Genomic DNA, 26886 nt, shown 5'->3' on the forward strand with positions numbered 1-26886 from the left:
TGCGGGCTTGATTTATCAGGTCCGCTTTCGTTTTTCTCTAAAAAAATGAAGAGGTGAAGATCATAGCTAAGAAAGATCTATTCATTAACGACGAAATTCGTGTCCGCGAAGTTCGTTTAATTGGTCTTGAAGGTGAACAATTAGGCATTAAGCCACTTTCAGAGGCTCAAGCTCTCGCAGATAAGGCAAATGTCGACTTGGTTTTAATCCAACCGCAAGCTACACCGCCTGTTGCGAAAATTATGGACTACGGTAAGTTCAAATTTGAGTATCAAAAGAAACAAAAAGAACAACGTAAAAAACAAAGCGTTGTGACTGTAAAAGAAGTTCGTCTCAGCCCAGTTATCGACAAAGGTGACTTTGAAACAAAACTTCGTAACGGTCGTAAGTTCCTTGAAAAAGGTAACAAAGTTAAAGTTTCTATTCGTTTTAAAGGACGTATGATTACTCATAAAGAAATTGGAGCTAAGGTACTTGCAGATTTTGCGGAGGCAACTCAAGATATCGCCATTATCGAGCAAAGAGCTAAGATGGATGGTCGCCAAATGTTTATGCAACTTGCACCAATTCCTGACAAGAAATAATTGTCTAGTTAACTATATTTTAAGAGGAGAATTCTAAAATGCCAAAACAAAAAACACACCGCGCATCAGCTAAACGTTTTAAACGTACAGGTTCTGGTGGATTGAAACGTTTCCGTGCCTTTACATCACACCGTTTCCACGGAAAAACTAAAAAACAACGTCGTCATCTTCGTAAAGCAGGAATGGTAAATGCTGGAGATTTCAAACGTATTAAAGCAATGCTTACACAAATGCGCTAATCGTTAGTGTTGAGCATAATTAGATTTTAGAGAACTATTTGGAGGAAAATATAAATGGCACGTGTTAAAGGTGGCGTTGTATCACGCAAACGTCGTAAACGTATTCTTAAATTAGCTAAAGGTTACTATGGTGCAAAACACATCTTGTTCCGTACTGCAAAAGAACAAGTAATGAACTCATACTACTATGCATACCGTGACCGTCGTCAGAAAAAACGCGACTTCCGCAAACTTTGGATCACTCGTATCAATGCGGCAGCTCGTATGAACGGCTTGTCATACTCACAATTGATGCATGGTTTGAAATTGGCTGAAATCGAAGTTAACCGCAAAATGCTTGCTGACTTGGCAGTTAACGATGCAGCAGCTTTTACAGCTCTTGCAGATGCAGCTAAAGCTAAACTTGGTAAATAATAACTAGAGGGTTGAGTTTTCTCAACTCTTTTTGTTTTAAAAAAATTGTAGCTCAATATATCTGTATTCTTCGAAAATATAAAGATAAGTTTTTAGTTTATCAATAGCTCCATCAGCCTAGTGTGCTAATGTCAGTTTATCTAGTCCGATTTTCATTGAGTATTTCCAAATAGCGAGAAGAATGATTGAAAAAGCAAACTTGTCTGTAAAAATGATTATTGTTAATAACAAAACACGCTTCAGTTTTTTCTGAAACGTGTTTTATATTATTGTTTGTTGGAATCTTCTTCAGAAGAACTAGACTGACTGGTTTCTGTTTTGTTATCACTAGATTCAGTGCTATCTGATTCATGTAGTTGTAAGTAGCTTGGAGCTTGGAATAAATCAACTGTACTCTTATTTCCAGATTTTGAGAATAAGCTAGTTGATTCTGATCCTAATTCTTTTTCGATAGCTTTCATAGCACTAAGTGATTTAGTATATGAGATAGCTGTAGTATCAACAGTTTTCAAGCCATTATCAGTGTCAAATCGGAGTAAATCCCCAGTTTGAACTTGATCGCTAACAGATAATTGCTTAGAAACAGCAGCGCGGATTTCTTTAGTTTTTTCCAATGTCTCTTCATCTGGATTGGTTAATTCTAAACCTGTTTGTGTATAGTAGAGACGACCACTGTAACTTGTATATTCTGGTGTGACATAGGTTCCAGAGGTACGAAATGCGACTGTTTGCTGATTGTCAGGTGATAGCAAGTCTTGTCCAAGTTGAACATAGTTGCTTGTATCAATCCCTAAGATATGGAGGAGAGTTGGAAGTGAGTCAACCTCACCACCGAAAGTATCACTGATAAATCCTTCTGTATATCCAGGAATATGAATCATATAAGGGACGCGTTGGAGCATAGCATTATCGTATTCTGTCCATGTTTCGGAATCCTTGCCCAATAAAGAAGCCAGGCTAGTATTACGAGAATTTGAGATACCGTAATGGTCTCCGTAGAGAACAAAGATAGAATTGTCATAAAGACCAGTCGCTTTTAGGTATTCAAAGAATGATTTTAGAGCAGCATCGAGGTAATTTGCAGTAGCAAAATAACCGTTAATGGTTTCATCATCAGTTTGAGCTAATGGGAAACCTTCCTCTTCTGCCTCACCTTTTAGACTTGTATAGGGATAGTGGTTGCTGACAGTAATAAACTTAGTATAGAATGGTTGCTGCATGTGCTCTAAGTATTTAATAGAATCAGCAAACATATACTTATCGTTTAGACCATATTGGAAAGAGTTTGTATCATCTTGTTCAGAAAAATAACTTGAATCGAAGAAGTAATCATAACCCCATTGTTTATAGGCATTATTTCTGTTCCAGAATGAACCCACATTTCCGTGGAAGACAGCGCTTGTATAACCACCATTTTGAGCTAAAATATTTGGAGCTGCAAACTGAGTATTTTCACCACCATAGTTAACCATGAAGGAACCGCTATTGAGGCCAAAGAGGGAGTTTTCCATTAAAGTCTCAGCATCTGAAGTTTTTCCAGCCTTAACTTGATGGAAGAAGTTTGAGAATGCGATAGTACTGTTTGAATGGTAAAGAGAGTTAATGAAGGGTGTAACCTCATATTCTTGACCATCCATCTGGAGTTTATAATCAATTAAAAACTGTTGGAAACTTTCCAAATGAATCATGAATACATTTCTACCCTCAGCGATACCAAAATACTTTTCATTTGGAGCAGCATAATGTTCAGAAACATATTCTTTGACTTGAACGAGTTCTTCAGCTGTCGCCTGATTACGTTCCTTTTGGGCTTGGTAAGTTTGATTACCACTATAGACAGTAAAAGCTGGCAGACCTAGAGCTCTTACGACATAAGTGTTGGAAAAACCACGTGTTAATAGTTCGGGGCGATCAATTTCTGCTAAAAAGAGATTGATTGAAAAAGTCAAGGCGGACAGAGCAGTGATTGCAAAACTTGCTCTCTTATTAAATGGTCTTGTATCTAGCTTGAAAGCATCTAACTTCTTAACTTTTTTCCAAATGAAATAAATCAAGAGCAGGAGAAAATCTAATATATAAAAGATATCCCAAACCCTTAGTAAGTTCAGTGCAGAATCACCTAGACCCGCTGAAACCTTACTGCTGGCCAACATGGCACTGACGGTAATGAAATCAGAAAATTCTCGATAGTAAATAGAATTAGCAATTAAAAGAATATTGATAATAGCATAGATAATCCAAGTTACTATATAGAATGGCTTAGTTTTCTTGATATAAAGTCCTATCCCAAGTAGAAGCAATCCAATAGGGATTGGATTAATAAGGGAGAGAAAAACTTGATATGGGTTTCCTAAATCGAGGCTAAAATCGGCATGATAAGCCCACATGGTCTTTAACCAATAGATTAGCAGGAGCGTCATAATGAAGCCCAGTCGTGTGTGTATAACATGAAGGACAAAATCTTTTATTTTTTTCACTATAAAATTTCCTTACTGTTTTTTTCCTAAAAGACAAAATCTCAATCTAAATTATATCATAAATTTAAATTTGTAACTCAATGGAAAAGTGCAAATAAAGCACTTTCAAGCAAATTTGGCAAAATACCATGATTTCTGTTATAATAGGGGTTATGAAAAAACTATATGTGGATCATTTAGCTGAGAAGAAAATTAGACGAGGTATCCAATTATTGGATGGTCGTGATTTTCAAAATGTAACAGGCGGTGATGAATTGGTAAACCTACATAACTCGAAAGGACAGTTTTTAGGTACTGCTTATCTCTCAAATCAAAATAAAGGGATTGGTTGGTTTCTCTCGAATCAATCTCTGGACTTGACTAAGGAGTACTTTGTTGCATTATTTCAACAAGCTAGACAGAAAAGACATTCCTATGAAAAATCAGATCTGACATCTGCTTATCGCGTTTTCAACCAAGATGGCGATAATTTTGGTGGACTGACTATTGATTTGTATGGTGATTATGCTTTGCTTTCTTGGTATAACCCATTTGTATACAATCTTAGCGCAGTAATTGTTGATGCATTTCAAACAGTTTATCCAGAGATTAAAGGTGGCTATGAAAAGATTAGGTTCAAAGGCTTAGACTATGAATCAGCACATTTATATGGTCAGGAAGCACCAGACACATTTACTATTCTGGAAAATGGCGTTCGCTATTCAGTCTTTATGGATGATGGTTTGATGACAGGGATTTTTCTTGATCAGCATGAAGTTCGTGATTCTTTGGTCAATGGGCTTGCGCTTGGAAAAACAGTTTTAAACATGTTTTCCTATACAGCAGCCTTCTCTGTAGCGGCAGCTATGGGCGGAGCCTCGGAGACAACTTCAGTAGATTTAGCAAAACGATCACGTGAATTATCTCAGGCACACTTTGATGCTAATGGTCTTCCAACCGATAACCATCGTTTTATCGTGATGGATGTATTTGAATATTTTAAATACGCTAAGCGTAAAGATTTAAAATTCGATGTTATTGTTATTGATCCACCAAGTTTTGCTCGAAATAAAAAACAAACTTTCTCAGTAGTTAAAGACTACCATAAATTAATTGCTCAAGCTGTTGAATTATTAAACCCTAAAGGGACTATTATAGCATCTACCAATGCTGCTAATATGACAGTTGAACAATTTAAAAAGCAACTTGAGAAAGGTTTTGGTTCAATAAAGCATAGCTATATTGACTTAAAACAACTTCCAGGCGATTTTGCCACTAACCCAGCTGATGTCAGCAGTAATTATTTAAAAGTTTATACAATAAAGGTTAATCAATGAAAATAGTAGTTCCTATTATGCCTCGAAATTTAGAAGAGGCTCAAGCAATAGATCTTTCCAAATATGAAGATGTTGACATCATCGAATGGCGCGCAGATTTTCTGCCAAAAGATGCCATTATGACAGTTGCACCTGCTATTTTTGAAAAATTCGCAGGAAGAGAAGTCATCTTTACCCTTAGAACAGATAAAGAAGGCGGTCATATTAGTCTGACTGATGAAGAGTATGTCCAGTTAATAAAGGATGTCAATGCCATTTTCAATCCAGACTATATCGATTTTGAATATTTTTCTCATATGGAAGCTTTCCAACAAATGTTGGAATATCCTAATTTGGTGCTTTCTTATCATAATTTCCAAGAAACGCCAGAAAATTTGATGGAAGCTTTTTCTGAGTTAACTGCTCTTGCTCCAAGAGTGGTTAAAATTGCAGTGATGCCAAAAAGTGAGCAAGATGTCTTGGATTTGATGAATTATACTCGTGGTTTTAAAGCACTCAATCCAGAACAAAAATATGCGACTATGTCTATGGGAAAACTTGGAAAGATTTCTCGTTTAGCTGGTGATGTCGTTGGCTCATGCTGGACATTTGCAAGTCTCGAGCAAGCCAGTGCTCCAGGTCAGATTGCATTGTCAGATATGAAAAAAATCAGGGAGGTACTTGATGCAGATTGATGGACATACTAGATTAGGAGCGGTTGTTGCGAGACCAATTAAGCACTCTATTTCTCCTTTTATCCATAATTATGCCTTTGATAAGTTAGGTATCAACGGTGTTTATGTAGCTTGGGACATTCCTGAGGAAGACTTGGAAGAAACAGTCAAGAATATCCGTCGCTATGATATGTGGGGAATCAATGTTTCTATGCCATATAAGCAGACTGTCATCCAATATATGGATGAATTGACAGATTCTGCACAATTGATTGGGGCTGTTAATACTGTTATCAATCGTGATGGCAAGCTGATTGGTCACAATACAGATGGAATTGGTTTTTTCAAAAGTTTAGAAAAATTTGCTGCTTTTGAAGTCAAAGATAAAGTCATGACTATTCTTGGTGGAGGCGGCGCGGCAACTGCCTTAATTACACAAGCTGCTCTAAACGGTGCTCAAAAGATTAATATCTTTAATCAGACGGATTTTTTAGAAGAAACTAAAGCCAAAGCTAAAGAATTAACTCAAAAGACAGGTGTCGCTATTGAGGTTTTTCCAGTAGAAGATTTAGTGCTAATTCAGGAAAAAGTTCTAGTTTCAGATCTTTTTGTCAATGCTACTAGTGTTGGTATGGATGGAAAATCTATGATTGTTAGCGAAGATATGACTTTCCCTGAAAATCTCCAAGTAGCTGATGTCATCTATCAACCATTTGCAACACCATTTTTAAAGTTAGCGCGTAGCCGTGGACTTAAAGCTATCAATGGATTGGGAATGCTTCTTTTCCAAGCAGCAGAAGCTTTTGAGGCATGGACAGGTCAGGAAATGCCAAGTGATGAGATTTGGAAAGAACTAGAGAAGAAGTACAAATAAGTTTAATTTGAATAAGAAGGAAAGGAGCGTTTAGCTAGCAAACTAGTTGAACACGGGTAATAAACTAAGGTAGGAGCAACGATATTAACTTAAAGTCGCTCTGACACTTTCTGTCCAGAAAATACGACAGATTATGAGAAAACTTAGTAATCTTAGTTTCAATACCCTTTGTATCGAATATGAAATTACATGTTGATTTAAGTACAAATCCTTACGACATCCTTATTGAACGAGGTTCCCTTACAAAAGTAGGTGAGTGGGCTCGTTCTATTTGGAATTGTCAGAAGATTGCGATCATAACAGACAATCATGTTGGAGATCTTTATGCTAATCAAGTGAAATCAAGCTTGGAAGAAGCTGGATTTGAAGTGATTTTGTTTGAATTTTTAGAAGGCGAAGCTTCTAAGAATTTAACGACAGTAAATAAAGCCTATGATTTCTTGATTGAGAATAATATGACCCGTAGCGATGGCATAGTTGCACTCGGTGGCGGTGTCGTTGGAGATTTGGCTGGATTTGTGGCTTCAACCTATATGAGGGGAATTCCTTTCCTTCAAATTCCAACAAGCCTAACGGCACAGGTAGACTCTTCTATTGGCGGTAAAACAGGTGTCAATACGCCAAAAGCAAAGAATATTGTTGGAACATTTACTCAACCAAAAGGTGTCTTAATTGACCCAGATGTCCTTGTAACTTTAGGTGAACGCGAGCTGATTGAGGGCATGGGAGAAGTTGTCAAATATGGCCTTATAGACGATGTAGAACTTTGGGATCTACTTGAAAAACTGGATGGCAAACCTCAATCTATTCTGGAAAATGCAGAGCAGATTATTTATCATTCTTGCAATGTTAAAAGAAAAATTGTTGTCGAAGACGAATTCGAAGGCGGTTTTCGCATGTATTTGAATTTTGGACACACAATTGGACATGCAATTGAGCAGACAGCTGGGTATGGTAAAGTCATGCATGGCGAAGCTGTCGCTATTGGTATGGTACAGATTTCTCGTGTTGCTGAGAAAAAAGGTCTTATGCCGGCTGGCATCACTGATCAAATTGAGGCCATGTGTGCTAAATATGGTCTGCCAACTGCTCATGAGCCATGGCACGTTGATGATTTATATGCAGCGCTAACACACGATAAAAAGGCTAGAGGAAACTCTATTAAGACTGTCATCGTTCCTGAATTAGGAAGCGCAGCTATTAACCAAATACCACTTGAAGAAATGAAAGAATACTTGGAGAAATAAATGAGATATTTGACAGCAGGTGAATCGCACGGGCCGCGTTTGACGGCCATTATTGAAGGTGTTCCAGCAGGTCTTCCTTTGACTGCTGAGGACATAAATATTGATTTGAAGCGTCGTCAGGGTGGCTATGGTCGTGGTGGCCGTATGAAGATTGAAACTGACCAAGTAGTCTTTACATCTGGTGTCCGCCACGGTAAGACGACAGGTGCTCCAATTACTATGGATGTTATCAATAAGGACCATCAAAAATGGTTGGACATTATGTCAGCAGAGGATATCGAAGACCGTTTGAAAACCAAGCGTAAGATTACCCATCCGCGTCCAGGACACGCTGATCTTGTTGGTGGCATGAAGTATCGCTTTGATGATTTGCGTAATTCTCTTGAGCGTTCATCTGCCCGTGAAACAACCATGCGCGTGGCAGTTGGGGCGGTAGCCAAACGCATTTTGGCAGAGCTTGATATTGAGATTGCCAATCATGTGGTTGTCTTTGGTGGTAAAGAAGTGGATGTCGCAGATGGTTTGACGGTATCTCAAATCAAGGAATTAGCCAGCAAGTCTGAAATTTCTGTTGTTAATCAAGAACGTGAACAAGAAATCAAGGACTATATTGACCAGATTAAAAAAGAAGGTGACACTATCGGTGGTGTCGTTGAAACCGTTGTTGGCGGTGTACCAGTAGGTCTTGGTTCCTATGTTCAATGGGATAAGAAATTGGATGCCAAGCTAGCTCAAGCAGTCGTTTCTATCAATGCCTTTAAGGGTGTTGAATTTGGTCTTGGCTTTAAAGATGGCTACCTTCGTGGCTCTGAGGTTATGGATGAAATCCTTTGGTCTCCAGAAGAAGGTTACACTCGCCGTACCAACAATCTTGGTGGTTTTGAAGGTGGTATGACTAACGGTCAGCCTTTAGTTATTCGTGGGGTTATGAAGCCTATCCCAACCCTCTACAAACCACTCATGTCGGTTGATATTGAAACACATGAACCTTACAAGGCAACAGTGGAGCGTTCAGATCCTACGGCCTTGCCTGCAGCAGGTGTTGTCATGGAATCGGTTGTGGCTACAGTGGTTGCCACTGAAATCCTTGAAAAATTCTCTTCAGATAATATGGAAGAGCTTAAAGAAGCGGTTGCCAAGCACCGTGACTATGTTAAGAATTTTTAAGACAAAATCAGCCTTGGAAAGCTTTATTTTCTTTTCCAAGATTTTGATTTTTTGGGAAATAGCAGAGCCCTTTAGTCAGCGATAGATTGGAGTATGCATGGAAGAAAAAGTTATTTATATAGCTGGACTGGGACTTATCGGTGGGTCCATTGCGCTTGGTATCAAGCGTAATCACCCAAATTATAAGGTTCTAGGCTATAATCGCTCCGACAAATCGCGTGAAATCGCCTTGGAGCGGGGAATTGTTGATGAGGCTACAAATGATTTCAAGGAATTTGCTGGTCTAGCGGATGTCATTATATTGACTGTTCCCATTAAGCAGACCGTTAATTTCTTAAAAGATTTGGCAACAATGGAGCTCAAGACCAATGTCATCATTACAGATGCTGGCTCAACCAAGGGAGAAATTGTAGATGCTGCAGAAAAGTACCTAACAGGTCGTCCTGTCCAGTTTGTAGGTTCCCATCCCATGGCAGGTTCTCACAAATCAGGAGCAATTGCAGCAGATGTTAACCTCTTTGAAAATGCCTATTACATCTTCACACCAAGTACTTTAACGAAAACGGAAACGATTTCGGAGTTGGAAGATGTCTTGTCAGGTTTGCACGCCCGTTTCATCCAGATTGATGCAGCAGAGCATGACCGTGTGACCAGTCAGATTTCCCATTTTCCTCATATCCTGTCAGCCAGTCTTATGGAGCAGGCCGGGGATTATGCAAATACCCATGAAATGACCAATCGTTTCGCTGCTGGTGGTTTTCGTGACATGACCCGTATTGCTGAGAGTGAGCCTGGTATGTGGACCAGTATTCTGGTGACCAACAAGGAAGCTGTTTTGGAACGAATTGCTGACTTTAAAGACCGATTAGACAGCATAGCGGAGCTTATTTCCCAGGAGGATGAAGACGGGATTTGGAACTATTTCAATAATGCCCGGCTGACTCGGAAAGAAATGGAAATTCACAAGCGTGGTGGTGTCGAGAGCAGCTTTGATCTTTTTGTAGATGTTCCCGATGAAGAAGATGTTATTTTGCAAATCTTGGAATTGCTTCGCGGAACATCCTTGGTCAATATTCATATCAATGAAGAAAATCGTGAAGATAGCTTCGGTATCCTTCAGATTTCTTTTAAAAATGCCAAAGACCTGGAGCATGCGCAAAAGGTTATCGCAGAAAATACAAACTATAAAGTTACTATTAATTAAAAGGGAGTTATTATGTCAAATATTTATGATTTAGCAAATGAATTGGAACGTGGCATCCGCGCCCTTCCTGAATACCAAACAGTTGTTGAACAGAAGGCTAAAATTGATGCTGATGCTGAGGCAAAAGCCCTTTTGGATGAATTCATGTCATTTCAACAAGGACTCTATATGAAAATGCAGGCGGGTCAAATGCCAAGTGACGAAGACCAAGTTGCTATTCAAGGGATGGGAGCTAAGATTGAAGCTAATCCAGTATTGAAATCCTACGTTGAAGCTCAACAGGCTTTGTCAGTTTATTTGGCAGACATCGAAAAAATCGTTTTTGGACCTCTACAAGATTTAAATTAATGTTTTCTGTCTTGTCAGTTAATCTGTTAAAGAAGCTGGTTTTTTCCAGCTTTTTTCTGTCTAGTAATTTAAAGAAGAAAGAGTATAATAAGACTAATACTTAAAGAAAATCAAAATTAGACAAGGCAAGCTTACAAAGACATACCTGGAGTTAGGCGAGGAAGCTTAACGATGTATCATTATGATTTTCAAAGAGTAAAACATTGGATAAGTCGGAGGTAAACATATGTCACGCAAAGTCGGAATTATTGGAATGGGACATGTTGGTTCAACAGTTGCACATGGTTTGATAGTACAGGGTGCTTTTGACGATTACGTTTTGATTGATATTGATGAAAAGAAAGTGACAGCCGATGCGGTAGATTTCACTGATGCTGCAGCCAACCTCAACCAGCATGCTAATATTATTGTTAATGATTACGAGGCATTGGCTGATGCGGATATTGTTATTTCTGCCTTGGGCAATATCACTCTGCAAGATAATCCAAATGCGGATCGCTTTGCTGAACTCCCTTTTACAGCTAAGGAAGTTCCAGTTGTCGCTGAGAAATTGAAGTCCGTTGGTTTTAAAGGAATTATCATTGCTATTTCCAATCCTGTAGATGTCGTGACTAGCCTCTATCAGCACTATTCTGGTCTACCCAAAGAGCGTGTGATTGGAACAGGAACATTGCTTGATACGGCTCGCATGAAACGTGCTGTCTCGGAACGATTTGGCATTGATGCTCGTAGTGTTTACGGCTATAATTGGGTGAACATGGGAATTCCCAGTTTACGGCTTGGAGCCAAGTTCGTATCAAGGGCCAGCCTATTTCAAAATTTGCCAGTTCAGAAGAACTTGAAGTCATTGCCCATGAAGTCATAATTGGCGGGCATACTGTATTTTATGGTAAAAAATACACCAGCTATGGTATTGCCAGCGCAGCCATTCGTCTGGCCTTAGCAGTTGTGTCTGATAGTCATGAAGAATTACCGGTGTCCAATTACTATGAACCACTGGATACTTACCTGAGCTATCCTGCCATTGTTGGTCGTCATGGTATCGTTGAGCAGGTTATATTGAGTCTTCCAAAGGAAGAGGAAGAAAAGTTAGCTAACTCAGCAGACTTTATCAAACGAAAATTTGCTGAAAGTTTATAAAGGGAGAGCTAAATCATTATCTCTTTAAATTGTGTGCCGATTGGTACACATTTCTTGTCTATCGCATTGTTTTGTGGTAGAGTCGTTTTATCATAAATTCAGGAGTTAATTCAATGGTAAAAGAATATGATTATATTGTAATCGGTGGCGGTTCTGGTGGAATTGCTAGTGCAAATCGTGCAGCAATGCATGGTGCAAAAGTTATTTTATTTGAAGGCAAAGAGGTTGGGGGTACTTGCGTCAATCTAGGTTGTGTTCCTAAAAAAGTCATGTGGTACGGAGCTCAGGTTGCTGAAACCATCAATACATATGCTAAAGACTATGGTTTTGATGTCAAGACTGAAGCCTTTAACTTTGAAACGTTAAAAGCAAATCGTCAAGCCTACATTGATCGCATTCATGCCTCTTATGAACGTGGCTTTGATGGTAATGGCGTCGAACGTATCTATGATTATGCTACTTTTGTAGATGCTCACACGGTAGAAGTGGCTGGGCAACTTTACACAGCTCCCCATATTCTCATTGCAACAGGTGGACATGCACTCTATCCTGACATTCCTGGTGCTGAGTATGGTATCACTTCTGATGGTTTCTTTGAACTGGATGCTGTACCTAAACGTACAGCAGTTGTAGGTGCTGGTTATATCGCTGTTGAACTTGCAGGTGTGCTTCATTCACTTGGAAGTGAGACGCATCTCTTTGTCAGAAAAGAGCGCCCGCTAAGAACCTTTGATAAGGAAATCGTTGAAACCCTAGTTGATGGCATGAAAGAAGATGGTCCAAACCTACACAGCTTTGCTATTCCCAAAGAAGTCATCAAAAATGATGATGACAGTTTGACTTTAGTTTTGGAAAATGGCCAGAGCTACACAGTTGATACACTTATCTGGGCCATTGGGCGTGGTCCAAATGTGACAGGTTATGGTTTGGAAAAAACTGGCGTTGCTCTAAATCAAAAAGGTTTTATTGCAACCGATGAATTTGAAAATACCAATGTTGAAGGCATTTATGCCCTTGGCGATGTGAACGGGAAGCTCGAGTTGACGCCAGTTGCTGTTAAGGCAGGCCGCCAATTGTCAGAGCGCCTCTTTAACAACAAACCAAATGCAAAAATGGACTACAAGGATGTGGCAACCGTTATCTTTAGCCATCCAGCCATTGGCTCGGTTGGGTTATCCGAAGAAGCTGCTATTGAAACATATGGTCAAGATGATATCAAGGTTTATCGCTCAACTTTTACGTCTATGTATACAGCCGTAACTAGCCATCGCCAAGCCTGCAAGATGAAATTAGTCACACAAGGACCAGACGAAAAAATCGTTGGTCTCCACGGTATAGGCTACGGCGTTGACGAAATGATTCAAGGCTTCGCAGTTGCAATCAAAATGGGAGCAACCAAGGAAGATTTTGATAATACGGTAGCTATTCATCCAACGGGAGCCGAAGAGTTTGTAACCATGCGTTAAGAAAAGTAGCTACAGGTCAGTAATATATTTCAAACCTTCCTTTTTCCTTGTCTGAATAGCCTCTATTGAAAAAAAGGAAGGTCAATCCCTTCCTCCTCAAAAGGTTCCCCAAATCTTTTGAGCTATTCATCCGACGGGAGCTGAAGAGTTTGTAACCATGCGTTAATCTCAATATTTGTACAGGGGCTTTACTCAAATAATTTGAATAATACTCTTCGAAAATCAAAATGATAGATTATTAAGCCTTCTTACCTATCATCAGGCTAGTTTGCATCGGCATGCTCCCTTTAATTTTGATTTTCATTGAGTATAAAGTCATCGCCTCAAAAGTTTAAAACACAAAATCAGCTCAAATCATTTTGGATTTGAGCTGGTTCTATTTTTCTGATAAGAGATAATTGCGAACTTGTGAGATAAAGTATAGTGATCCTGTTAGGACAAAAAAGTCTTCAGAAGATTCTGCTTGGTTCAGCCAGTCTCTGAAATCTTCTACCTTGGCATACTTATCTGGATATAGCTCCAGCGGTCTTGCTTCGTAAAAATCAAAGCTAGTTATAGCTAGATTAAAATCAGCAAGTTGCTCTAGCATTTTATCCAGTGGTTTTCGACCGATTCCGGCAAAGAGCACATGAATGGTGCGGTCACTAAACTGAGATTTTAGGACTTGGACCAGCTTGGCGATGGAGTCTTCGTTGTGGGCGCCATCCAGCATGAGATTGTCCCTTATCAGCTCCGTTCTGCCCGGCCAGTGTGTATTTTCCAGACCCTTTTTGACATGTTCGGTTGATATTTTGGGAAATAGCGGAGCTAGGATAAGGCTTGTCATGGCTGCCAAAGATGCGTTAGCTTTCTGATGTTGTCCTAACATGGCTAGCTCGATTTGAGAAATAGTCTGGTCTTGGTAAACAAAATCAAAAGCTCTGCCATTTTCCAAAAGATGAAAATCCTGTCCAAGTTCATAGGTTGGACTAGCTAGTTCTCTGGCTTTTTGATAGAAGACTTGGCGGACTTCCTCTGTCACTGGACCGAAAATGAAGGGGACTTGCTTTTTCAGTGCACCCACCTTGTGCTCAGCGATTTTTGTCAGTGTGTCACCAAGCGTGTCCTGGTGATCAAAACTGATAGAGGGGCAGACGAGAGCCAGCGGTCTAAAGACATTGGTTGAGTCGTAACTGCCGCCAATCCCAGCTTCAATAATGGCAATGTCAACGGGATTAATTGTGGCAAAATAGTGAAACATAATCAAGGTTACCAGTTCAAATTCGGTAACTTTACCAAATTTGGCAATAATATCTTGATTTTCAATAATAGGCTTAATCTGCTGGACTGTCTGGTCCAAGTCATGGTCAGAAATGTCTTTTCCGTCTATAGAAATTCGCTCATTAAAATGATGAATATAAGGTGAAGTGAAGGTCCCTGTCTTGTAACCTGAGCTGGTCAGTATGTGTTGGAGATAGCTACTTGTAGAACCCTTGCCATTGGTGCCAACAATGTGAATGGCAGGAAAGGTCTTTTGAGGATTACCTAGTTTTTCCAGCAAAACTTTCATTCGTTTCAGATCGGGACGACGTCCGTTGGCCTTAAATGAATGAATCCAAGAAATAGTGTCAGTATCTATTGTCATTTCAGTATAATTCTATTGAGTTGATTCAGATGAACTGGCTTCAGTTGATGTTTGTTCAGTGCTTGCTGGAGTTGTGTCTTGGTTTTCAAGAGCTTGACTGCTTTCAGTTGAAGAATCTGTGCTGGCATCTGCTGAACTCTCTTGAATTGAGCTGTCCTGAACATATCCAGAATTAGAATCTGAAGCTTCTGTGTTGCTATCTTTTTCTTTGATAATAATGGTGGTAGAACCTGTTGAAGATGAGTCGTTAGTTTTATTCTGATTTGCCCCTGTGATAGCATTACGTATAGTCAAAGTAGCTACGATAATACTTAGGATAGACCCAATAAATGCTAATGTTTTTTGAAAGGCCGTGAAACCAGTTTTAATGTGTGTGTTGGATTTGCTTGTTTTTTTCTTGTTTTGGCGTGAATAATTTTGAGACATAATAACTTCCTTTTACTAAATTAAATAGCAAAGCCTAGAAGAAGCAGAAAAAAGATAATAGACTTACTGTGTTTCCAAGTTATAACGTCTATTTTTTTTCATCCCAGACCTAAGCAGTTTTCAGTTTAACATATGTTATTGTTACTATGTGAAGTATACTACCTTTTAATGATTTTAGTATGTTTCTACTTAAAAAATTGATTACTCCACTCGTTTTTCTATTATAGAACTTTCTCTTAAGAAATGCGACTCAAAACTAGATTTCAAAGATGAAGATTTTGAACCATTATGTGTTATAATAAGAACGATTGATTTTTTAGAAGGATATAATATGATATACTTTGATAATTCTGCGACGACCATTCCTTATGCTGAGGCTTTAAGGACCTATCAGGAAGTCGCTAGCAAGATTTTTGGAAATCCCTCAAGTTTGCACAATCTTGGGACCAAGGCCAGCCGTATTTTGGAGGCTAGTCGCAAGCAGATTGCTGATCTCCTTGGGGTCAAATCTAATGAAATTCTATTCACTTCAGGCGGTACCGAAAGTGACAACTGGGTCATTAAAGGGGTGGCCTTTGAAAAAGAACGTTATGGCAAGCACATCATTGTCTCTGACATTGAGCATCCAGCGGTTAAGGAGTCGGCAAAATGGCTGAGCCAACATGGTTTTGAGATTTCTTACGCACCAGTAACCTCTCAAGGTTTTGTGGATGTGGATCAGTTGGCTGCGCTTTTACGCCCAGATACTATTCTGGTATCAGTCATGGCTGTCAATAATGAAATTGGCGCTATTCAGCCAATCCAAGCAATTTCTGAGCTTTTAGCTGATAAACCGACCATTGCTTTCCATGTTGATGCGGTGCAGGCTATTGGTAAGATTCCGACTGATACCTATTTAACTGACCGCGTTGACTTTGCCAGCTTTTCAGGTCATAAGTTCCACGGTGTTCGAGGTGTTGGATTTATTTACCGTAAGGAAGGTAAGAAGCTACAGCCCTTGCTAACTGGTGGGGGGCAAGAAGGAGATATGCGTTCAACGACTGAGAATGTGGCTGGCATCGCTGCCACTGCAAAAGCTCTGCGATTAGTCATGGATAAGGAAGAAACAGCCCTTCCTAAGATTGCTCTTATGCGTAACCTCATTCATGACGAGTTGGATAAATATGAGGATATCAGTATTTTTTCTGGTAAGAGTGACGACTTTGCGCCTAATATCCTTACTTTTGGCATTAAGGGAGTTCGAGGGGAAGTTGTGGTTCATGCTTTTGAGGAGCATGAGATTTATATTTCGACTACTTCAGCCTGTTCCTCTAAAGCAGGTAAGCCAGCAGGAACCTTGATTGCCATGGGTGTTCCAACTAAGCAAGCCCAAACGGCTGTCCGAATCAGCCTAGATGACGACAATGACATGAGTCAGGTAGAGCAATTCTTGACTATCTTTAAGCAAGTTTATAACAAAACGCAAAAAGTGAGATAGACCTGGACTCAAATTGAATCTAAAGAGCGAATTTTTGAAATTCCTCAGTTACAATAAAGCCTAGCATAGATTTGCAGGCTCATTAATCAAAAAAAACGAAAGATATAATCATGCTAACTTATTCAGAAATTATGGTTCGCTATGGCGAACTTTCGACAAAAGGTAAAAACCGCATGCGTTTCATCAATAAATTGAAACGCAATATTCAACACGTTCTCTCAATCTACCCAGACGTTCATGTTACAGCTGATCGTGATCGCTGTCATGTATACTTGCACGGGACAGATTACCAGCCAGTTGCGGAATCACTCAAACAAATTTTTGGTATCCAAGCCTTCTCACCAGTTTATAAATTGGAAAAAGATGTTGAGGTTTTGAAAAAAGCAGTGCAGGAAATTATGACAGACCTTTACCACGAAGGATTGACTTTCAAGATTGCCAGCAAGCGAAGTGACCACAACTTTGAACTAGACAGCCGTGACTTGAACCATACCTTGGGTGATGCTGTATTTGATGTGCTGCCAAATATTCAGGCACAAATGAAAAAACCTGATGTGACTTTGAAGGTTGAAATCCGTGAAGAAGCAGCCTATATCTCTCATGAAGAAATCAGAGGGGCTGGTGGTCTTCCAGTCGGGACTTCAGGTAAAGGGATGCTGATGTTGTCTGGTGGTATTGATTCACCAGTTGCAGGTTATCTCGCTCTTAAACGTGGGGTTGATATTGAAGCTGTTCACTTTGCCAGCCCACCTTACACTAGTCCAGGTGCCCTTAAAAAGGCTCAAGACTTGACTCGCAAATTGACAAAATTTGGTGGTAATATCCAGTTTATCGAAGTCCCATTTACGGAAATTCAAGAAGAAATCAAAGCAAAAGCACCAGAAGCTTACTTGATGACGCTGACACGTCGCTTTATGATGCGTATAACTGACCGCATTCGAGAAGTACGTGATGGACTTGTCATCATTAACGGCGAGAGTCTTGGTCAAGTTGCAAGCCAAACACTTGAATCCATGCAGGCTATCAATGCAGTGACTTCAACTCCGGTTATCCGTCCAGTTGTAACCATGGATAAACTTGAAATCATTGAAATTGCTGAAAAGATTGATACCTTTAACATTTCAATCCAACCATTTGAAGATTGCTGTACGATCTTTGCCCCAGACCGTCCCAAAACAAATCCAAAAATCAAGAATGTTGAACAGTATGAAAAACGACTTGATGTCGAAGGTTTGGTTGAACGTGCTGTAGCTGGAATCATGATTACGGAAATCACACCACAGGCAGAACAAGACGAAGTAGAAGATTTGATTGAAGACCTACTGTAATCTTCTCTTAAAAAAGCACAATTAAAAATAGAATAAAAAGACTTGAAAAACTCTTTCGCATGCCTCCAATTCAGAAGAAATGAAGTGAGCGTCAGAAATGTTTTAAGTCTTTTTTGCTACAATTTTTCTTGGAAAAACTCTGTCTTGGGTCATATATGTCGAATGAAGAGCTTTCAGATAAGGAACAGAGACGCAAATTCGGAATTAAGTAAGTGGAAAAACAGTTCTGCTTCTCAGTTTAGCGCAAGAGGTTAGTCATCAATCTCAGGAAAGAATGATTTTAATTTTCTGAAAATTTATGCTATAATGGACACAATTAAAGAGAATTGGAGAAATTACATGGTAAAAACTATTCATACAGATAAAGCGCCTGCTGCTATCGGACCTTATGTTCAAGGTAAAATCGTTGGAAACTTTCTGTTTGCATCTGGTCAAGTTCCCTTATCGCCTGAAACTGGTGAAATTGTAGGTCAGACCATTGAAGAACAAACTGAGCAAGTCTTAAAAAACATTTCTGCGATTTTGGCAGAGGCTGGAACAGATTTTGACCATGTTGTTAAAACGACATGCTTCTTGTCTGACATGAACGATTTTGTTCCATTTAATAATGTTTATGCTACAGCCTTTAAGTCAGATTTCCCTGCTCGCTCAGCAGTTGAAGTGGCTCGCTTGCCAAGAGATGTTAAGGTAGAAGTAGAAGTCATCGCCTACATTGATTAGTGAGGTCTCATCGCAAAGTTTATCAAGGACTGGATTTCCAGCCCTTTTTTTGTAGACTCTCTCTGTTAATGCGAGAAGGAATAGATCAAAAGTGCTATAATGTAAGAATGGAGGTAAAGAAAATGTTTTCAAAAATGGAGTACAAGCGTACGATTTTAGCCTGTCTATCTCTTATATTGGTGATTTTATTAGGTTCCAGCCTTTACAGTTTGATTTTTGAAAGACCAGGTCAGGAAAAGACTGTGTCTGAAGTAGAGTCTAATAAGCAAGTCAGAACCGCGCGTGTAGTAGCCAATGGAGATATTCTCATTCACGACGGTCTGTACAGCAGTGCTGCACAAGACGATGGCAGTTATGACTTTAAACCATATTTTACCTATGTGAAAGATTGGATTTCAAAGGCAGATCTTGCTATTGGTGATTATGAAGGTACAATCAGCCCAGATTATCCATTAGCAGGCTACCCTCTTTTTAATGCGCCAAGTGAGATTGCAACAGATTTAGCTGAAATTGGCTATGATGTTATTGATTTAGCCCACAACCATATTCTTGACTCAGGGTTATCAGGTGCTCTCAATACTCTTGATACGTTTGAAAAGCTAGGTCTCTCAACAATTGGTATCTATAAAGAGGATAGAAGTAGTGAAGATTTTTTGATTAAAGAAGTTAATGGTATTAAGATAGCAATTTTAGGCTATTCTTATGGTTACAATGGCATGGAAGCTAATTTGACAACGGAAGAGTATAATGCTCATATGTCAGACCTTGATGAGAAGCAAATCAAAGCAGAAATTCAAGAAGCTGAAAAGAAAGCAGATGTTACCATTGTTATGCCTCAAATGGGAGTTGAATACCAATTAGAACCTACTCAGGATCAGGTTGACCTTTATCATAAAATGGTTGATTGGGGTGCCGATGTTATTTTTGGAGGTCACCCACACGTTGCGGAACCCTCAGAAACCCTTGAAAAAGATGGCGAGAAGAAGTTTATCATCTACTCCATGGGAAACTTCATCTCAAATCAGCGTTTGGAAACAGTAGATGACATATGGACAGAGCGCGGCCTCCTCATGGATGTTACCTTTGAGAAGAAAGACAAAAAGACTATTGTGAAAACCGTCAAAGCTCATCCAACCATGGTTCAGGCTACTGCTAGAGGTATTATTGGTAAAGAAGGATTTGAACTCTACGACTACAGAACCCTAATCCTTGAAGATTTTATTGAAGGCGGGAAATACCGTGATGAGATTGACCAAACAACTCGAGCTAAGGTGGATACAGCCTATCAAGAAATGACTGACTTGGTGAACCTACAATGGGATTGAAAACATTTAGCAACTTAAAGAAACTCTATTACAAATCCTTTCCGCCCCAGGAAAGGATTTCCTTGTGGCTTTTAATGGTCAATAGCTGGCGCAGACTTGGGAGATGGCATCTCTACCAAGAAAAAGGTAACTTAATAGCCTTTGCCTATACAGTCGAGACAGCAGAGCTCTATTTTATTCTCTTGCTGGCTGTCGCTCCAGAACATCAGTCCCAAGGGTATGGCAGTCTTATTCTGCAAGAATTGATTCAGACAGCAGGACTGAAACCAGTCCTTATCACTATAGAACCTATGGATCAGCAGAGCGAAAACTATAGCCAACGCCTTAAACGACTTGCCTTTTATGAAAAGAACGGTTTCGAGCTCACTAATCACTACTATCATGAGGGAGAAGAAACCTATCAGATTATCACAAAGAATTCTCAAACAGAGCTTGAAAAATTCGAAAAAATCATGCAAAGATTTTTTGGAAGAAGCTTAAAAATTAAGGTAGACTAGCCAAGCTCTGCTAATGAGTTTAAAAAACAAGAGCTTTTCAAAGTAGTTTCCGCCCTCTGATAACTTAACATGTAGTGTTCTTTTCTTTATGTTTTCAAGTGGTGAAGATTTGACATTCAAGACTATTATTGTTAAACTGACATCATTAATATTTATGGAAGATTCCTTATCACTGTATTCATAAGACATTTATTCTTGATCGTATAATCCTGAATTAATGATTTAATTCCTTATTACGATATAATGATTTAGACAGAACTTAATGAAGTTTCCCCTCTTTTTTAAAGGAATCTAGTTAACATCTAATAATTAGTTGTTAGCATTGTAAGGAGTGAACAAGATGTGGGTTGTAAGAAATACCAATTGGCGCAATGGTAATCAATATGTTCAAGCACAAAAGAGTTTTGAGACCTATGAAGAGGCACAGAAATTTAGAGAAAAACAGGCTGTGAGTACTGAAATATATGAGACTAATCAATCAGTAGAGGATTTTGGAACTTTTTAGACATAAAAAATAGTCGTGTAAAAACTCAAATCTGAGTTCTTCTTTTGAAAAATAGATACTTTAAAAAGGCATAGAATTAACGTTTGTGATAATGAAATTCTATGCCTTTTACTGTATTCTGGAATCTTTGCCCAGACTTTTCAAGTTTTTCAAAAATGTTAAAGCGTAATCGAATGAATTATCAGAAAAGCTTAGTATTATAACATAGTACTTGGAAGTTGTGCTACTGAAATCAATGAAAAGGAAAAAAGTATTCATACAAATAGGATACCGATATTAATTCATAGAATGAACAGTGTAAATATTTTAAATTTTGGTCACTTTTACCTACTGAAATATTTTTTGAAAAATGACGCTAAATCCTTGAAAAAGAATTTCTGACGTGATAAAATAGCAATGTTGACTAAATGCACATCCTGTGCAACCGCACGAAAATCGTATCAAGTAATCTCTATGGTTCACGATTTAGGCGAGTCTTCACAAGAGGGATATCCTCAGACAAAATTTTATAGGAGGTGCATAATGAGCACATACGCAATCATCAAAACTGGTGGAAAACAAGTTAAAGTTGAAGTAGGTCAAGCTATCTACGTTGAAAAACTTGACGTTGAAGCAGGAGCAGAAGTTACATTTAACGAAGTTGTTCTTGTCGGTGGTGACAAAACTGTAGTTGGTACTCCAGTTGTTGAAGGAGCTACTGTTGTTGGAACTGTTGAAAAACAAGGAAAACAAAAGAAAGTTGTTACTTACAAATACAAACCTAAAAAAGGTTCACACCGTAAACAAGGTCACCGTCAACCTTACACTAAAGTTGTTATCAACGCTATCAACGCTTAATTTTTTAGTCGCATGATTGAAGCACGATTTACAAAAGATGCGTCTGGTTGGTCTGAGATGCTTATCACAGGACATGCTGGAAGCGGTGAATACGGCTTTGATGTGATTTGTGCCTCAGTTTCGATGTTAGCATTCAATTTTGTTAACTCAATTGAAGAAATGACTGGGCATGAACCAGCGCTTGAATTAGTCGATGATGGTGGATATCTGAAGGTTTCGAAACCATCAGGATTCACAGAACAACAAGAGCAGGTCTGGCAAACTCTCTTTCAGTCTATTGTGATTGGATTTGAGAATTTAGCGGAAAATTCTCCAGAATATGTCCGTCAACCTGTGATTTATTAAATTCAACGAGAGGAAATTAAAATGATTAAACTTAATCTTTCTAACTTGCAATACTTCGCCCACAAAAAAGGTGGAGGTTCAACTTCTAACGGACGCGATTCACAAGCTAAACGTCTTGGAGCTAAAGCAGCTGATGGACAAACTGTAACAGGTGGATCAATCCTTTACCGTCAACGCGGAACACACATCTACCCAGGAGCTAACGTTGGTCGTGGTGGAGATGACACACTTTTCGCTAAAGTTGAAGGTGTTGTTCGTTTCGAACGTAAAGGTCGCGATAAAAAACAAGTTTCTGTTTACCCAATCGCAAAATAAGACTGGAAACAGTATAAGAAAAAGGCTTTCTGAGAAATCAGAGTGCCTTTTTTTGTTTTAGTGAAAAATTTAATAATGTCTGATGAATTATGATGTTTGATAATTACTGACTATAAAAGACCTTGTCTTTGTAGTTATCATCTCCATGAATGAGGTCTTTAGTTAGGAAGAGTCGTTCACGACTTGTGTCAGAGTCATCTACCTCACCATCTTTATTGAAGTAGTATGAAGGTAGTTTGATATTGGCAGGGACATAGTATAGTGTTTGAGGAATACCACTACCTGTGATGACAGTCATTATGACAACTTCACCATCAAGTCGAGCATCAGTAAGAAAAAGGTCACCTTGAACACTACCGTCACTTGCAATCATTAGATAGGTTTGTTGATTTTCCCAAGTACCTGCAATAAGGCTAAAGTCGCCAGTTAAAATCGAATCATATAAGAAGTTTTGATCACTTGTATCTGTAATACTAGGTTCATCCTGATTATTAGACGAACCTGTTTTTGTATTTATTTTTGAGGATTCATTTGATTTGTCAGCCTCTGGACTGGTAGAGGAGGTGCTTTCTTTTGTATTGGTTTCTGTGGTACTAATGCTCGTAGAATTTTGTATATCTGGTTGACAGGCACTCAGGCTTAAAGTAAGTAATAGTAGAGTAGTTAAAGCTCCCAATTTAGGTTGTTTCATAGTATCACTTCCTTTCACCTACTATTATACTACGAGTCAATTTTTATCTGTTATAAAAAATGGCTTTGAACATTGAAAAGAGTTACCACTCTCTCAATTTCTGCTATAATATAAGAAGATAAAATGACAAAAGGACACATTATGCAAACGATATTATCTCAACGTCTCCAAGACGTTGCAAACTATATACCGACAGGGGCTCGCCTCTTAGATGTGGGCAGTGACCACGCATATTTACCGATTTACCTTATGGAAAAAGGGTTGATCGACTTTGCTATTGCTGGAGAAGTTGTTAAGGGGCCTTACGATTCTGCCGTGACAAATGTTGCTAGCTCAGGCCTTTCTGATAAGATTCAAGTACGGTTAGCCAATGGCCTTGCAGCTTTCGAAGAAGCAGACGATATTTCAGTCATCACAATTTGTGGTATGGGTGGCTATTTAATTTCTGATATTTTGGAAAATGGCAGAGCTAAGTTAACCAATGTTGACCGACTCATCTTACAACCTAATAACCGTGAAGATGAACTACGCGATTGGCTAGGACGAAATGGTTTCAAGATTATTGCCGAAAAAATCATGACTGAGAATGATAAATTCTATGAAATCATGGTTGTTGAACCTGGTCAAATGGACTTAGATGCTCGTGAGCTTCGCTTTGGTCCTCACCTCTTGCAAGAAAAGTCTCAGGTATTTAAGGCTAAGTGGCAACGGGAACTAGGGAAGCTAGAAATTGCTCTAAGTCATGTTCCTGAGAGTCATGAGGATGACCGCTCTGCTATTTCCCAAAAAATCCAAGCTATCAAGGAGGCTATCAATGAAAGCTAGAGAGTTAATTGAACGTTATGAGGCCTACTGTCCACAGGAACTTTCTATGGAAGGGGATATCTCAGGTTTGCAGATTGGAACCTTAGATAAATTAGTGGATCGTGTTATGGTAACTTTGGATGTCCGTGAGACAACGGTTGCTGAGGCTATTGAAAAAGGTGTTGATTTGATTATCACCAAGCATGCCCCGATTTTTCGTCCATTGAGTGATCTTGTTGCTACACCGCAAAACAAAATTTACTTGTATTTGATTAAGCATGACATTGCTGTTTATGTCAGTCACACTAATATTGATATTGTTCCGGATGGTCTCAATGACTGGTTCTGTGATCGACTAGGGATTAAGTTTACTAAACCACTCTCTTTAACACATGATAGCTATGGGATTGGCCGTATTGGCGATATTCCAAGACAGACTTTCTCTGAGTTTGCGCTAAAAGTTAAAGATACTTTTAATCTTGACAGTGTAAGGCTCGTTAGTTATGGTCAAGAAACAAAGGTAATTCGCCGTGTCGCTATCTGTGGCGGAAGTGGTCAAAGTTTTTACAAGGAAGCTTTGGCTAAAGGAGCTGACGTTTACGTGACGGGTGATATTTACTATCATACTGCTCAAGAAATGATTACAAATGGTTTGTTAGGGATTGATCCTGGGCATCATATTGAAGTCCTATTTATTGAAAAATTGATTGAAAAAATGGAAAAATGGAAATATGAAAACCAGTGGAATGTGACTTTCATTGCTAGTCAAGCACAGACCAATCCATTTAGTCATCTTTAGGAAGAAGGTAGTCTTATGTTTGAATGGATAAGTTCGCAAAATGTGGTTTTGCTGGCTTTTCTAGCAGGATTGTTTACATGGGGATGTACCATTTTAGGTGCAGCAATTGTTTTCTTCTTTAAAAATATCAGTCGTAAGCTCTTAGATGTTATGATGGGATTCGCTGCTGGTGTTATGATTGCGGCCTCTTTCTGGTCTCTCTTGCAACCTTCAATTGCCTATGCTCAAGATAATGGTTATGGTGGCTGGTCATGGTTTCCGGCTGCAGCAGGGTTCTTGCTAGGTGGTTTTAGCCTTCGTATTATCGATGCTTTGGTTCCCCATCTGCATATTGGTGATGAAATTTCTCAAGTAGAAGGAATTCAGCCTCAGAAAAAACTGTCAAAAACAGCTCTGCTATTTTTGGCTATAACCATCCATAATTTCCCTGAAGGATTAGCGGTTGGGGTTAGCTTCGGTGCCCTTGCGACTGGTCAGCCATCTGCGGCAGCTGTTATGGGAGCTATCGGTTTGGCAGTGGGGATTGGTTTACAAAATATTCCAGAGGGCGCTGCCCTCTCGGTGCCCTTACGTGCGGACGGGAAATCGCGTGCGCGTGCTTTCTATCTCGGTTCTATGTCGGCCATCGTTGAACCAATTGGAGCCGTTTTAGGAGCAGCCTTGGTCATGTTAATGCTTCAAATCATACCCTTTGCCCTTTCATTTGCTGCAGGAGCTATGATTTTCGTTGTAGTTGAAGAGCTCATTCCAGAATCTCAAACCAATGGTAATACAGACGTTGCAACACTTGGTCTCATGCTGGGCTTTGTAATTATGATGGTCATGGATGTTGCCTTAGGTTAGGAGTCTAGTTATGTCAAAAAAAGAAAAAATTGCCATTGTGGGAGCGGGAGCAGTGGGAAGCACTGCAGCCTACTATCTTTCACAAGACTCCAATCTTGAAATCACTGTTTTTGATTACGGACATGGGCAAGCTACCAAGGCTGCAGCAGGGATTATCAGCCCCTGGTTTTCTAAGAGACGTAACAAGGCTTGGTATAAATTAGCCCGCTTGGGTGCTGATTTTTACCCTGACCTAGTTGCTGACTTAGAAAAAACTGGTGCTGACACTTCATTCTACCAGCAAACAGGTGTCTATCTACTCAGGAAAAATGAAGATAAGCTACAAGAACTTCTTGATTTGGCTCTCAGTCGTTTGGAAGAATCACCCATAATTGGACAGATTAAACTTTTGAAAGCAAGTGAAGCTCAGGAAAAATTCCCCGGTTTACAAGGATTTGAAAAATTGCTTTATGCCTCAGGTGGTGCCAGAGTTGAGGGAGCTAAATTGACCCAAACTCTCTTGTCAGCCAGTCAGCTTACTTACATCAATAAAGAAGTTCAAATCCAACCTCTTGAGGAGGGATACAGGATTGATGGTCAGATTTTTGATAAGGTAATCTTAGCAACGGGTGCTTGGCTGGGACAAATTTTAACTCCGCTTGGTTTTAAAGTGGATGTCCGTCCCCAAAAGGGTCAGCTCCGCGATTATTACTTTGAAAACCTGAATACAGACGCCTATCCGGTTGTCATGCCTGAGGGAGAAATTGATATCATTCCTTTTGACAATGGCAAAATCAGTCTTGGTGCCAGCCATGAAAATGATAAGAGCTTCGATTTGACTCTAAATCAAGGTATTCTTGATTCTTTTCAAAATCAAGCTCAGACTTATTTTCCACATTTTGAGGCCGCTGAGCAAAAAAGCGCTCGAGTAGGTATTCGTGCCTATACCAGTGATTTTTCGCCTTTCTTTGGACAAATAGCAGAGCTGCCAGGCCTTTATGTAGCTAGTGGTTTAGGATCAACAGGATTAACAATTGGACCATTTATAGGAAATCAGTTGGCAAAGATGGTACTTGGACAGCCAACACAAATAGCCCCAGCTGATTACCCAACAAATAAATATATAAAGAAAAGTAACTGAGTTTCATTTCAGTTATTTTTTACTATATGGCAATAACCATTTATATAGGTTTTTGAAGAGAGATGACCTAGCTCTGCAGTTGCACTGACCATTACATGCCA

At 39.3% G+C, this 26886-nt stretch carries 28 protein-coding genes, 1 pseudogene and 2 other annotated features (1 of these 31 running past the window's edge); of the genes and pseudogenes, 25 read left to right on the forward strand and 4 right to left on the reverse strand.

Features of this window, described 5'->3' with window-relative positions:
* Positions 1-39, forward strand: a sequence feature (ribosomal protein L20 leader region); it begins 90 nt to the left of the window's first position.
* A 14-nt stretch (positions 40-53) separates the two neighbouring features.
* The 3 genes from infC to rplT are packed head-to-tail and all read left to right on the forward strand — an operon-like array spanning position 54 to position 1237.
* On the forward strand, positions 54-584 hold the full coding sequence (gene infC / locus F601_RS0104070; RefSeq protein WP_018164398.1) for a translation initiation factor IF-3: 531 nt from the start codon (positions 54-56) through the stop codon (positions 582-584).
* A gap of 38 nt (positions 585-622) precedes the next feature.
* Positions 623-823 (forward strand): 50S ribosomal protein L35, encoded by a 201-nt coding sequence (gene rpmI / locus F601_RS0104075; RefSeq protein WP_018164399.1) that lies wholly within the window; start codon positions 623-625, stop codon positions 821-823.
* Positions 824-877: 54 nt separating this feature from the next.
* On the forward strand, positions 878-1237 hold the full coding sequence (rplT, locus tag F601_RS0104080) for a 50S ribosomal protein L20 (protein ID WP_000124834.1): 360 nt from the start codon (positions 878-880) through the stop codon (positions 1235-1237).
* Positions 1238-1503: 266 nt separating this feature from the next.
* On the opposite strand, the gene F601_RS0104085 is transcribed toward rplT, so the two are convergent.
* The gene (locus F601_RS0104085) at positions 1504-3657 is read right to left on the reverse strand and encodes an LTA synthase family protein (RefSeq protein ID WP_155979155.1); all 2154 of its coding nucleotides are present in this window, start codon (positions 3655-3657) and stop codon (positions 1504-1506) included.
* Positions 3658-3866: 209 nt separating this feature from the next.
* Here F601_RS0104085 and F601_RS0104090 point away from each other — a divergent pair, with 209 nt between their 5' ends.
* From F601_RS0104090 to gorA, 9 genes and pseudogenes are all read left to right on the forward strand, one after another.
* A complete protein-coding gene (locus F601_RS0104090; RefSeq protein WP_018164401.1) occupies positions 3867-5030 on the forward strand; it encodes a class I SAM-dependent rRNA methyltransferase in 1164 nt (387 codons plus the stop codon).
* Complete coding sequence (aroD, locus tag F601_RS0104095) at positions 5027-5704, forward strand: type I 3-dehydroquinate dehydratase (RefSeq protein ID WP_018164402.1); 678 nt, start codon at positions 5027-5029, stop codon at positions 5702-5704. Before F601_RS0104090 ends, aroD begins: the two co-directional genes overlap by 4 nt.
* Complete coding sequence (locus F601_RS0104100; RefSeq protein WP_018164403.1) at positions 5694-6557, forward strand: shikimate dehydrogenase; 864 nt, start codon at positions 5694-5696, stop codon at positions 6555-6557. The genes aroD and F601_RS0104100 overlap by 11 nt, the downstream gene beginning before the upstream one ends.
* Before the next feature lie 179 nt (positions 6558-6736).
* On the forward strand, positions 6737-7804 hold the full coding sequence (gene aroB / locus F601_RS0104105) for a 3-dehydroquinate synthase (RefSeq protein WP_018164404.1): 1068 nt from the start codon (positions 6737-6739) through the stop codon (positions 7802-7804).
* On the forward strand, positions 7805-8971 hold the full coding sequence (aroC, locus tag F601_RS0104110; RefSeq protein ID WP_018164405.1) for a chorismate synthase: 1167 nt from the start codon (positions 7805-7807) through the stop codon (positions 8969-8971). It begins immediately after the preceding gene.
* 97 nt (positions 8972-9068) lie between these two features.
* Positions 9069-10175, forward strand: coding sequence for a prephenate dehydrogenase (locus tag F601_RS0104115; RefSeq protein WP_018164406.1), 1107 nt, complete (start codon positions 9069-9071; stop codon positions 10173-10175).
* Positions 10176-10184: 9 nt separating this feature from the next.
* Positions 10185-10523, forward strand: coding sequence for a YlbF/YmcA family competence regulator (locus F601_RS0104120; RefSeq protein WP_026183102.1), 339 nt, complete (start codon positions 10185-10187; stop codon positions 10521-10523).
* A gap of 226 nt (positions 10524-10749) precedes the next feature.
* A pseudogene (locus F601_RS12295) lies at positions 10750-11663 on the forward strand (L-lactate dehydrogenase).
* A 113-nt stretch (positions 11664-11776) separates the two neighbouring features.
* Positions 11777-13129, forward strand: coding sequence for a glutathione-disulfide reductase (gorA, locus tag F601_RS0104130; RefSeq protein WP_018164408.1), 1353 nt, complete (start codon positions 11777-11779; stop codon positions 13127-13129).
* A gap of 376 nt (positions 13130-13505) precedes the next feature.
* On the opposite strand, the gene F601_RS0104135 is transcribed toward gorA, so the two are convergent.
* Both F601_RS0104135 and F601_RS0104140 read right to left on the reverse strand, forming a co-directional pair.
* Positions 13506-14753, reverse strand: coding sequence for a bifunctional folylpolyglutamate synthase/dihydrofolate synthase (locus tag F601_RS0104135; RefSeq protein ID WP_018164409.1), 1248 nt, complete (start codon positions 14751-14753; stop codon positions 13506-13508).
* 12 nt (positions 14754-14765) lie between these two features.
* Complete coding sequence (locus F601_RS0104140) at positions 14766-15179, reverse strand: DUF6556 family protein (protein ID WP_018164410.1); 414 nt, start codon at positions 15177-15179, stop codon at positions 14766-14768.
* A 331-nt stretch (positions 15180-15510) separates the two neighbouring features.
* Here F601_RS0104140 and F601_RS0104145 point away from each other — a divergent pair, with 331 nt between their 5' ends.
* The 9 genes from F601_RS0104145 (at position 15511) to rpmA (ending at position 22528) form a co-directional block, all read left to right on the forward strand.
* Complete coding sequence (locus tag F601_RS0104145; protein ID WP_018164411.1) at positions 15511-16656, forward strand: cysteine desulfurase family protein; 1146 nt, start codon at positions 15511-15513, stop codon at positions 16654-16656.
* A 110-nt stretch (positions 16657-16766) separates the two neighbouring features.
* On the forward strand, positions 16767-17984 hold the full coding sequence (gene thiI / locus F601_RS0104150) for a tRNA uracil 4-sulfurtransferase ThiI (protein ID WP_018164412.1): 1218 nt from the start codon (positions 16767-16769) through the stop codon (positions 17982-17984).
* Positions 17985-18323: 339 nt separating this feature from the next.
* A complete protein-coding gene (locus F601_RS0104155; protein ID WP_018164413.1) occupies positions 18324-18704 on the forward strand; it encodes a RidA family protein in 381 nt (126 codons plus the stop codon).
* Between the two features lie 122 nt (positions 18705-18826).
* Positions 18827-20029, forward strand: a complete 1203-nt coding sequence (locus F601_RS0104160) for a CapA family protein (protein WP_018164414.1) — start codon at positions 18827-18829, stop codon at positions 20027-20029.
* Positions 20020-20526, forward strand: coding sequence for a GNAT family N-acetyltransferase (locus F601_RS0104165; RefSeq protein ID WP_018164415.1), 507 nt, complete (start codon positions 20020-20022; stop codon positions 20524-20526). Before F601_RS0104160 ends, F601_RS0104165 begins: the two co-directional genes overlap by 10 nt.
* A 340-nt stretch (positions 20527-20866) precedes the next feature.
* Positions 20867-21031 carry a hypothetical protein gene (locus tag F601_RS0104170; RefSeq protein ID WP_018164416.1) on the forward strand — a complete coding sequence of 55 codons (165 nt, stop codon included), beginning with the start codon at positions 20867-20869 and terminating at the stop codon, positions 21029-21031.
* Between the two features lie 412 nt (positions 21032-21443).
* Positions 21444-21518, forward strand: a sequence feature (ribosomal protein L21 leader region).
* 35 nt (positions 21519-21553) lie between these two features.
* A complete protein-coding gene (gene rplU / locus F601_RS0104175) occupies positions 21554-21868 on the forward strand; it encodes a 50S ribosomal protein L21 (RefSeq protein ID WP_018164417.1) in 315 nt (104 codons plus the stop codon).
* A 12-nt stretch (positions 21869-21880) separates the two neighbouring features.
* Positions 21881-22213, forward strand: a complete 333-nt coding sequence (locus F601_RS0104180; protein WP_018164418.1) for a ribosomal-processing cysteine protease Prp — start codon at positions 21881-21883, stop codon at positions 22211-22213.
* 21 nt (positions 22214-22234) lie between these two features.
* Positions 22235-22528, forward strand: coding sequence for a 50S ribosomal protein L27 (gene rpmA, locus F601_RS0104185; protein WP_018164419.1), 294 nt, complete (start codon positions 22235-22237; stop codon positions 22526-22528).
* A 103-nt stretch (positions 22529-22631) separates the two neighbouring features.
* On the opposite strand, the gene F601_RS0104190 is transcribed toward rpmA, so the two are convergent.
* Positions 22632-23219: a DUF6287 domain-containing protein gene (locus F601_RS0104190; RefSeq protein WP_018164420.1), complete on the reverse strand. Its 588-nt coding sequence runs from the start codon at positions 23217-23219 to the stop codon at positions 22632-22634.
* Positions 23220-23360: 141 nt separating this feature from the next.
* Between F601_RS0104190 and F601_RS0104195 the strand changes: the two genes are divergently transcribed.
* The 4 genes from F601_RS0104195 to F601_RS0104210 are packed head-to-tail and all read left to right on the forward strand — an operon-like array spanning position 23361 to position 26785.
* Positions 23361-24044, forward strand: a complete 684-nt coding sequence (locus F601_RS0104195) for a tRNA (adenine(22)-N(1))-methyltransferase (RefSeq protein WP_026183103.1) — start codon at positions 23361-23363, stop codon at positions 24042-24044.
* A complete protein-coding gene (locus F601_RS0104200; protein WP_018164422.1) occupies positions 24034-24822 on the forward strand; it encodes a Nif3-like dinuclear metal center hexameric protein in 789 nt (262 codons plus the stop codon). Before F601_RS0104195 ends, F601_RS0104200 begins: the two co-directional genes overlap by 11 nt.
* A gap of 15 nt (positions 24823-24837) precedes the next feature.
* On the forward strand, positions 24838-25665 hold the full coding sequence (locus F601_RS0104205; RefSeq protein ID WP_018164423.1) for a ZIP family metal transporter: 828 nt from the start codon (positions 24838-24840) through the stop codon (positions 25663-25665).
* Positions 25666-25675: 10 nt separating this feature from the next.
* On the forward strand, positions 25676-26785 hold the full coding sequence (locus F601_RS0104210) for an NAD(P)/FAD-dependent oxidoreductase (RefSeq protein ID WP_018164424.1): 1110 nt from the start codon (positions 25676-25678) through the stop codon (positions 26783-26785).
* Positions 26786-26886: the final 101 nt, after the last annotated feature.

The organism is Streptococcus henryi DSM 19005, assembly GCF_000376985.1.
GTDB classification, from domain to species: domain Bacteria; phylum Bacillota; class Bacilli; order Lactobacillales; family Streptococcaceae; genus Streptococcus; species Streptococcus henryi.